Here is a 7,547-nt window from a genome sequence, read left to right as displayed (position 1 = left end):
TTTTTATATATGAAAACGCAACAAGCCAATTAACTCTTATCGAAGTGCTGATGGCGTTCGTCAAACAGATACGGTAGACAGGTCTTTTTCATTGCTGTTATGGATATAGTGTTTTGGTCAACACACTTATGAGTAATCCACATAAGAATACGAAGGCTTACATTGATTGAAAGCTTGTAGATATGTTCAGTACCAGAGAATGGGATGTAAAGAATGATGTTAAAAGCTTTAGTTTTATTAATACTGATAATTTTCTACACGTTTTTATTAAAGCGCCGCTTTAACGTAAAAATGTTGGATGCTTGGAACGCTAAAACTGTCGGCTCAGAAATATTAGTGTACGTGATGATAGCGTTACCTATTATTCTCGCATGGCTTACCACGCTTCTTATTGAATCCCTGTTCTTTTAAACCAAAGCCTACCAATGCATATAAAAAAGCGCTCGGTGCATATAAAATGCATCGAGCGCTTTGTCTTCTTAGATCCTTTTAGAAGCGGTAGGTTAGTTTTGAGTAGACAAAGCGGCCACGAGGGTTGTGAACGCTACCTACATAACCGTAAAGGTCACCATCTCCATCACCAATAGCAAATGGTGGTTCTTCATCAAGTAAGTTATTCGCACCTAATACTACGCGTAGATTTTCGCTGTAGGTATAGCCAACTTGAAGGTCTACAAGCATTTGAGAGTCAACGGTTCTGGACGTATTATCTTCGAAATCTAATACGCCATCAAAGTCGATATCTGGCGTATCTTCAAACTCGCCAATAAAGCTGATGTTAAGGTTTGCATCAAACGCACCTTTTGACCATGTGGTACCGAACAACCAGCGGTGCTCTGGATAGCCATATTCGCCAGTGTAATCAAGATTGTCTTTTTCGAAGTTACTCATATAAGACCAATCTAAATTAAAGCGAAGGTTGCCGTATTCGTTGGCATCCATGCTGTAGTTCGCGCTGAAGTCGATACCTGAAGCTTCTTGAGACGTTACGTTTTGATAAGTATTAAAGATTTTCTGAATAACACCTAAAGACTCACCTTGTTGTGGGTCTAGACGCACACAAATGGTACTGTTTTGGTCGTTACATTCCGCATCGTAAACCAAGCCAAATTGTTGTTCGTCAATTTTGTTGTCTTGGGTAATGCTCCAGACATCAACACTTAGGCCTAAAGACTGAATAGGGGCATAAATTACACCCACGTTCCACGATTCAGACTCTTCCGCATCTAAGTTGGGGTTACCCGCAAACTCAATATTGTAATCGAGAGAGTCACAATCTTGACCCGTGGCCTCACAGCGGTAGCGATCTACAAAGAAAATACTCTTCTGAGATGGGCCTAAGCCAACTTGTGCTAATGAAGGTGCACGGAAGCCTTGTGCCCAAGAACCACGTACCGTAACTTCGTCACTCGGTGCCCAGCGAAGTGCAATTTTAGGGTTGGTTGTGCTGCCAAAGTCACTGTAATGATCGTAACGACCCGCTAGTTGTAGTTCAAGTTGCTCTGCCAGTGGAATAGACAGCTCAAGATAGGCAGCATATTGATCGCGCTCAGCCGACGCTGATACTGATTCAGTACCGAAAATAAGCCCTTGTTGGAATTGAATGTCTGGTACATCAGACACCTGTTCTTCGCGATACTCAACCCCAGCGGCCATCATCACTACATCGTCGCCAAAGCTAAAAGCTTCACCTGTGATGTGTGCATCTACACTGGTCATGCGAGACTCACCGCGACGCACAAGGCTTGTGGTTATATTGTCGATAACACTTTGTGGGTTAGTTACACCACCAAACGGGTTGTAGTTACCTAAGTCAATTTGCTCTTGCAACCAGTCCACACGCACCCAGCCTTGCGATTGGTCACCGCTTTGTTCTGAGCGACTACGTCCTTTTTGAACCGACGCTTCCCAATCATAGTCATTGAATTGACCACGTAAACCCGCAACAATACGAAGGGTATCAGATTCGATATCCCAGCGACGGGCGCCAGCATCAACAGGGCGATAGCGGCCAATATCAATATCTTGACCAAACGGGTTGTTAGGGTGTGTACCTGGTACGGTTAGACCTGCGTCTTCGTCTAATGGGGTTGCCGCACCACCTGCTTCAGAGGTGTTGTGCTGCATGGCAATTTCCATAAAGGCGGTAGTGTCAGAGCCAATTTTGTAATCGAATTGACCAATGAAACCTACACGCTCAGAGGCAGGAATAGTTAATCCATATGGGCCATAGTCGAATAAACAGCTGCCCGATGCAGTCGCATTTTCAGCAGGACAATCAGGGTCGATAGTTTTCACACCGTCAACATAGAAATAGCCGGGATACCCGCGTGAAGAACGAAAATCCATACCACCGTAAGGCGATTGGTTCGCGGTGCCGAATCGGCCCATCTCATTCGCTGCTAGTGTACTATTGTTAAAGTAGTCGATAATTACTGTGGCGCTACTTTTTTCTGACTGAGAGCCCCAAAGTATACTAGCTGTAGTTTCATCATAGCTTGGCCCCGTGGTACCACCGTAGCCAGCGTTAATTTCTAAACCTTCATAATCTTTCTTTAATACAACGTTGACTACACCGGCAACGGCGTCAGAGCCGTAAATTGCCGATGCACCGTCTTTTAAAATATCGATGCGTTCGATAGCGGCAACAGGGATAGAGTTAATATCAACGAATGAATTGGTAATGCTTTCGGCAAACGCGCTAATAGCCACACGACGACCATTAATAAGGACAAGTGTTGCATCTGGTCCCATACCACGTAATGAAACTGCTGCTGCGCCGTTTGCGGTGGAGTCTTGGCTGTTGTTACGCGTTGAAAATGTCCCTGCGCCTGTTGCAGGCATACGCTCAAGTAGTTGTTGAAGGTTTTCGTAACCCATACTGTCTATCATGGAGGCATCGATAGATTGAATTGGCGAAGGGCCTTCCATATCGGTACGCTTAATGCGCGACCCCGTTACTGCAATGCGTTCAAGGTTTGCTGCTTCTTCGTCAGCTTGTTGAGCATAGACTGGAGTAAGTGTTGTAATTCCTGAAAGTGCTAACCCTAGGGTTATAGCACTTATCTTACGACCGTGTTTCATGATATTTCCTTATTTTCCTTTAAAACTTGTTGTGTGTTCGCAACTTAGAAATGTTGCAAAAATATGAATAGCACCTGTTGTACATTCATTGCAATAATGGAAATGGTGAAAAATATGACAGTTAGTTACAAAGTGTGTAAACGTAGGTAGACGTTTTTAGTGCTTTTTTATCTTAATCGCCACAGACTTGGCTGACAGTGAATAGTTGTAATGTACCGGTTATGTGAGGGTTTCTGTGTGATATAAGGGGTGTAATATAGTTCGCTTATTTTATAATCACACGTTGGCGTGAAACAATTTGATATATTTAAAAACAGATTTTAAGTATGCCTCATAACTCAGGTGTATAAAAAAAGTTACCTTTATTACTAACGATTAATGTAAACGAGAAATTTCAACGAGCAGGCGCATAAGGCGTTATTGGGTGCGGTTGATAAATCATCATCATTAAAAAAGAGAAGATCTAACAACCGCTATAAAATGGGTTATTCCAACGATGCAAAAAAGCGAGAACCTCGAGGCAAGTAATAATCTTCCTTGTCTAACGAAAACGCGACGGCATTGGCTTTACCTTGGATCTCAGTGACGGGAATGAAACCATAGTAGCGCGAATCTACACTATTATTGCGATTATCACCCATCGCCAATACGTGATTTGTAGGTACTGTTACTTGGTTAAAGCTTTTCACTGGGCTGTCAATGGCATTAAGCGCTATGGCACGCGAATTCCCCAGTATTTGCTCTTTAAAAACGCGAGCGTCGACCTGGGTAAGTGCTGCTCGTTCATTGTTAATAAACAGCACGTTGTTTCTTAACGCCACGTTATCACCCGCTACAGCAACAACCCGTTTTATGAGTCGGGTTTGTGCTGCGCTACTGTCAATAATAACAATATCACCTCGGGCAATGTCGCCGGTTTTGGCAATGACAATATCTGTGAAGGGGACTTCTAAGTTGTAAGCGGCTTTATCAACAATCACTCTGTCGCCCACTTGAATGGTTGGTTCCATAGAGCCACTAGGTACGTGATACCAATCAGCTACGCTACTTCTGAATGAAAACAAAAGGGCAATAAATACAAAAAAGGACAGGTTGTTCTTAAAGAAGTTAGCGACTTTTTTCATTGGCTTTATCCTAATTAGGTTTTTACTCATTGCTTTTGTCATTATCCTTCTTAATATTTGGGGCTTCTAAATTTGTCTTTTACAGCAATCACTGCTGTTAGAAGCCAAGAGCGACTTGCCCAGTAAGAAAATGACTAAGAAAGTGAATAGCAGTAAGAGCGCAGTTTTTGAGCGTAGTTCACAATGAAAATGTAACGGTATGTGTATTGGGTATCTTTGAATATGCTCAATAGGGTCGATATTGGTTTGATGTTTCTATTTTTATTCATTGTTTTTTATAGTTATTTTTTCTTATCATATTGGATCCGCTGTAGAGCCGGTTTTCGCAATAACATGGCGCTTAATGCAAGCCCATGGCGCGTTTTGTCGCTTTGTGGTACTTCTTCTTTTTTACTTTTAAGAAGCGGAAATATGTTTAAACGCTCACCTATATACTTATCTTTTGCTGCTGTAGCTCTTACCTCAGCGTTATTGGGGTGTTCTCAAACGACCATTACTACAGATTCATCCTCGTCTACAACAGCCACAGCATTGAGCAGTGAGCGAAATGCGCAATCTGATAGCGCTGTATTTAATGTGGACTTCGAACGCTTTACGCTGAAAAACGGACTTACCGTGCTATTGCATGTGGACCGTTCCGACCCCGTTGCGGCAGTAGCGCTAACCACGCATGTTGGCTCTGCTCGCGAGAAAGAGGGGCGCACAGGGTTTGCTCATTTATTTGAACATTTGCTCTTTTTAGAGTCAGAAAATTTAGGCAAGGGTGGTTTAGATAAATTGAGCGCCAGAATTGGTGGTTCAGGCGCCAATGGCTCGACAAGCCGAGACAGTACCAATTACTTTCAAACCGTACCCATTGATGCCCTAGAGAAAATGATTTGGGCCGAAGCGGACAAACTGGGATTTTTCATCAATACGGTTACCGAGCCTGTTTTGGCCAAAGAAAAGCAAGTGGTGAAAAATGAAAAGCGCCAGAGTGTAGATAACCGCCCTTATGGACACAATCAATACGTTATCGATAAAAACCTGTATCCAAAAGGGCACCCGTATAGTTGGCAAGTTATTGGCTCTTTAGAAGATTTACAAAATGCAACTTTGGCCGATGTAAAAGAGTTTTTTAACACCTGGTATGTGCCTAACAATGTAGTGCTAACCATTTCTGGTGATATCGACATTGCGCAAACGAAAGCCTGGGTAAAACATTACTTCGATGAGATCCCATCAGGTCAAACAATTACCAAACTACCTCCTAATCCCGCTGTCATCGAAACAACAATCAAGCGTTTTCATGTGGACAACTTTGCACAAGCCCCGCTGTTAACCATGGTGTGGCCCTCAGTACCAGAGTACGATGCTGACTATTATCCACTTTCTGTGCTGTCTGAGTATTTAGCAAAAGGAAAAAATGCCCCGCTTAACAAAGTACTCATTGATGAGAAAAAGCTTACGAGCCGTGTTGCTATGTATGGATATGATTCTGAAATAGCAGGCCAACTTCAACTTCAAGTGATGGCATTTGATGGAGTTAACCTCAATCAGGTAGCTGAGGCGATTGATGAAGCATTTGCCACTTTCGAAAAAGAAGGCATTTCTGCTCAAGACTTAGCAAGAATTAAGGCTGGCCAAGAAACTGACTTTTATAAAGGCTTGTCGAGTGTTTTAGGTAAAGGTTTTCAGCTTGCGCAGTATGAAATATTTGCGGGTGGGGCGGAATATATTCAAAAGGACGTTGAGAAAATTTTAGCTGTTACGCCACAGGACGTGATGCGTGTCTATAACACTTATATTAAAGATAAACCTTTTGTAGCCACCAGTTTTGTTCCCAAAGGGCAAGAAACCTTGGTGCTTGAGGGCTCGCTAAAGGCGAGTGTGGTTGAAGAACAAATTGTTAATGGTGCTGAAGATAGTTTTGACGCTTCTAAAAGCGCTCAGTACACACGTACACCTTCTAAATTCGACCGTACCGTTGAGCCACCCTATGGCGATGCATTTTCAATTACTGCACCTACAGTATGGCAAGATATGCTAAGTAGCGGTATGTCGATTGCAGGGATTGAAAACGACGAAGTGCCTCTGGTCGAATTCGAGATGACACTAGAAGGGGGGATGTTACTTGATCCAGAAGAAAAAATAGGGGTTGCTAACCTGCTATCTTCTATTTTGTTGAAAGGTACGGCAAATAAGACGCCAGAAGTGCTTGAGCAGGAAATACAATTGCTAGGTGCGCACCTAGAAGCAAATACCACTGATACGGCCATTGTGATCCGTGGTACCTCATTAGCTAAGCACTTCCCTGCATTGATAGACATTGTTGAAGAGGTATTGCTTTCACCGCGATTTGACCAAGAAGAATTTGCACTAGCCAAAGACGAAATACTGAACGATATAAAGCAAGTCAAAGCCAACCCTAGTGCTATTGCGTCGCTGACGTTTGCAGAGCTTTTATACCCTGAAGGTCATCCATTCGCTAAGCCGGTAACTGGAAGTACAAGTAGTGTAGAAGCAATTACGTTGGATGACCTACGCAGTTTCTTCAAGACTAATATGTCGCCAACAGTGACAAAAATACATGTGGCAGGCGACATTTCAAAATCACAAGTTGCTAAAGCGCTCACTTCATTGAATGATAAATGGGCACAAACTGACGTGGTATTGCCAACCATAGCACCTGTTTCGTTGCCTGAAACGTCAACTGTTTATTTTTATGATGTACCAAATGCAAAGCAGTCTATGCTTTATTTTGGCCATGCCGCGCCTACCGTCGAAAGCCCTGATATCTATACGGCGGACGTGATGAATTATCGCTTGGGTGGAGGTGGCTTTGCGTCACAACTCATGCAAGAACTGCGCGAAGGCAAGGGGTACACTTACGGCATTCGTTCCGGGTTTTCCTACGACAATTACACTGGAATGTTCACAATTCGAAGTGGCGTACGTTCTAATGTGACTTTAGAAGCAATAGCAACAATTCGCGAGATCCTAGGCTCATTCGGTGACAATTACTCACAGGAAGATTTAGACATCACCAAAGGCTTTACATTGAAGTCTAATGCAAGAGCGTTTGAAACGTTGCGAGCTAAATTAAATGTCGTTGGTAATGTGAACGGTTATGGGTTTGACAATAACTACGTAACACAGCGTGAGAAGGAAGTGAAAGCGCTAACTGTAGATGATATGAAGCGTCTTTATTCTACCTATGTTCACCCGGATAAAATGATTTATCTCGTAGTGGGTGATAAGGCAACCCAATTTGAACGTCTGGAGGCCTTGGGATTAGGTAAGCCAGTATTGATTAATCCTTAAAAAGTAATAAACAAAAGCTCGCCATTTGGCGAGCTT

The 7,547-nt window shown here is 43.0% G+C and carries 3 protein-coding genes; 1 reads left to right on the top strand and 2 read right to left on the bottom strand.

Features of this window, described 5'->3' with window-relative positions:
* Nucleotides 1-489 precede the first annotated feature (489 nt).
* Both EYR97_RS07245 and lepB read right to left on the bottom strand, forming a co-directional pair.
* The gene (locus EYR97_RS07245) at nucleotides 490-3,084 is read right to left on the bottom strand and encodes a TonB-dependent receptor (RefSeq protein WP_131093156.1); all 2,595 of its coding nucleotides are present in this window, start codon (nucleotides 3,082-3,084) and stop codon (nucleotides 490-492) included.
* Between the two features lie 485 nt (nucleotides 3,085-3,569).
* A complete protein-coding gene (gene lepB, locus EYR97_RS07240; protein WP_131093184.1) occupies nucleotides 3,570-4,208 on the bottom strand; it encodes a signal peptidase I in 639 nt (212 codons plus the stop codon).
* 411 nt (nucleotides 4,209-4,619) lie between these two features.
* On the opposite strand from lepB, the gene EYR97_RS07235 reads away from it, so the two are divergent.
* Nucleotides 4,620-7,511 carry a pitrilysin family protein gene (locus EYR97_RS07235; RefSeq protein WP_131093155.1) on the top strand — a complete coding sequence of 964 codons (2,892 nt, stop codon included), beginning with the start codon at nucleotides 4,620-4,622 and terminating at the stop codon, nucleotides 7,509-7,511.
* The last annotated feature ends 36 nt before the right edge of the window (nucleotides 7,512-7,547 follow it).

The sequence above is a fragment of the Alteromonas sp. KUL42 genome (genome assembly GCF_006538325.1).
Lineage (GTDB): Bacteria > Pseudomonadota > Gammaproteobacteria > Enterobacterales > Alteromonadaceae > Alteromonas.
The sequence above is the reverse complement of the archived record's forward strand: the minus strand, read 5'-3'. Positions and strand labels throughout refer to the sequence as shown.

Bases quoted from the DNA above. Each gene is read 5' to 3' on its own strand.
- EYR97_RS07245 (WP_131093156.1), bottom strand. From the start codon at position 3,084: ATGAAACACGGTCGTAAGATAAGTGCTATAACCCTAGGGTTAGCACTT.
- lepB (WP_131093184.1), bottom strand. From the start codon at position 4,208: ATGAAAAAAGTCGCTAACTTCTTTAAGAACAACCTGTCCTTTTTTGTA.
- EYR97_RS07235 (WP_131093155.1), top strand. From the start codon at position 4,620: ATGTTTAAACGCTCACCTATATACTTATCTTTTGCTGCTGTAGCTCTT.